The sequence below is a fragment of the Variovorax sp. 20P10.2.4 genome (assembly GCF_058244205.1).
This window is the reverse complement of the sequence record NZ_JBZAYE010000895.1, coordinates 1-2,349: the sequence shown is the minus strand read 5'-3', so window position 1 is coordinate 2,349 and position 2,349 is coordinate 1. Positions and strand designations below refer to the sequence as shown.

Annotated in this window: 2 protein-coding genes; one reads left to right on the top strand and one right to left on the bottom strand. The window is 67.9% G+C overall.

All coding sequences use genetic code 11. From position 1 onward, the window contains the following. Window positions 1-1,302, top strand: a 1,302-nt coding sequence (locus AC27VN_RS39105) for an alpha/beta hydrolase family protein (RefSeq protein ID WP_490880155.1), incomplete at its 5' end; no start/stop codon positions are given. Window positions 1,303-1,348: 46 nt separating this feature from the next. Here AC27VN_RS39105 and AC27VN_RS39100 read toward each other — a convergent pair. Then, window positions 1,349-2,349: glycerophosphodiester phosphodiesterase (locus AC27VN_RS39100; protein ID WP_490880154.1), on the bottom strand; the 1,001-nt coding region annotated here is incomplete at its 5' end.

Here is a 2,349-nt window from a genome sequence, read left to right as displayed (position 1 = left end):
ACCTTCACGGCCCTGGCCGCAGCGGCCGGCGACACGGTCGACAACGCCACCACCAGCCGCTGGGCCGGCGTGCTCGGCGGCGCGGCCTACCGCGTGGAGGTGCCGGCCAACTGGAACGGCAAGCTCGTGATGTACGCGCATGGCTATGCCGGCGAAGGCAACGTGCTCGCGGTCAGCAACCCCTCGATCCGCCGCTACCTGATCCAGAACGGCTATGCCTGGGCCGCCTCGAGCTACAGCAAGAACTTCTACGACGTGCGCGTGGGCGTGGAGGACACCAACGCGCTGGCGCTGGAGTTCAACAAGATCGCCAAGGCCAACGGCCGCGAGCTCGCCGCGCCCTCGAAGATCTACATCACCGGCCACTCGATGGGCGGCCACATCACGGCCGCGGCGATCGAGGACGAGGCCTATGCCACGGCCAACCACAAGGTGCGCTACAACGGCGCGGTGCCGATGTGCGGCGTGGTCGGCGACACCGAGCTGTTCGACTACTTCGCGGGCGCGCAGGTCACGGCGCAGGCGCTGGCGGGACTGCCGAAGTACCCGACGGTGAACTGGTCGGACATCGCGGCGCAGGTGACGGGCACGCTGTTCACCGACTTCACGGTCTCGCCGATCCCCAACATCACCACCACGCCCACCGGCACCAAGTACGCCTCGGTGATCGAGAACCTCACCGGCGGGCCCCGTCCGATGTTCGACCTCGGCTTCAAGTCGGGCGGTTCCTTCGCCTTCGTGTGGGGTGTGCTCGGCAGCGACGGCACGGTCAACGGCATCCTCAACAAGAGCACGCTCGACACCAACCGCTTCACCTACACCATCGAAGGCGACGCGGCCGGCTCGACGGCGCTCAACGGCTCGGTGCTCAAGCTCACCGCCGTGCCCGATGCCAACCGCCTGCGCCGCGACGGGCTGCGCTGGATTCCCAAGGCCAATGGCGAGTTCAAGATCCCGGTGGTCACCCTGCACACGCTCGGCGACCTCTACGTGCCCTTCAGCATGGAGCAGATCTACAACAAGCGCGTGGCGGCCAAGGGCAACAGCGGCTGGCTGGTGCAGCGCGCGGTGCGCGGCATCACCCATTGCGACTTCACGCAGGCCGAGCAGGTCGAGGCCTTCGACGCGATGATCAAGTGGGAACGCGACGGCGTGAAGCCCGCGGGCGACGACGTGGTGACCGCGGCGACGGTGGCCGATCCGGCCTATGGCTGCAAGTTCACCCGTCCGCTCGGCGCGGTGGACGAGACGAGCATCGCCTCGCGCACCGTGGCGGCCGGCATGCATCCCTGCCCGCCCTGAGCGGCAAGGAACGGGAACCGCCTTCGCGGGCGGTTCCCGCCCGCCTTCAGCGCTTCTGCGCGCTGTAGGCCTTCACCACCGGCACCGCGGTCGCGGCGCTGTCGACGAACAGCCCGTCGATCCCGGCATCGAGGAAAGCGGTGATCTCCGCCGCCGTGTCGCCATGCACGGTGCCGTCGGCCTTCGGCTCCTTCTTGAGGCTGTCGGGCAGGAAGGCGTTCTCGGGCCGGACCGTGTAGATGTGGACGAACAGCTTTTTGTCGTGCGCATCCTTCACCAGCGTGGTGGGCGTGCCCAGCTTGCCGGCCACCACCGGGATCACGCGCGACTTGTCGGGACCGATGCCCTGCGCATAGGTCGCGATCTCGGCCAGGCCCTCGGGCTTCACGAGGTCGGCATAGGTGCGCTTGTCGCCGAGCGCCACCAGGTCGTAGGGCGCGCCCGAGCCGCCGATCAGCTGGACGATCTTCACCGTGCTGCGCAGGCGCACGTCCTTCAGGTTGCCGGTCTCGAAGGACTGCACGAACACCGGCGCATCGGCCTTGTTCAGGCCGTGCTTCTGCAGCGTGTCGAGCAGCTTGTTCTCGAGCGGCAGGCCGATCGAACGGAAATAGGTCGGGTGCTTGGTCTCGGGATAGATGCCGATGGTGCGGCCCTTGGCCTGCGACTGCGCCTTCGCGAGCTCGATCACCTCGTCGAGCGTGGGCACCTGGAACAGGTCGTTGTACGAGATGTTGGCCGGGCGCTGTGCCGGAATGCGCTCGCGCGCGCGCAGCTCCTTGAGCTCGGCCAGCGTGAAGTCCTCGGTGAACCAGCCGATGACCTGGCGGCCGTCGATGGTCTTGGTGGTCTTGCGGCTCGCGAACTTCGGCACGTCCATCACGTTGGTGGTGGCCTCGAGCACCTTGCCGCTGGCGTCGACGATGGCGATCGCGTTCTCGTGGCGCGCCACCAGCTCGCCGTCCTTGGTCGGCACGAGGTCGGGTTCGATGAAGTCGGCGCCGTCGTCGATGGCCTGCTGGTACGAGGCCAGCGTGTGTTCGGGCC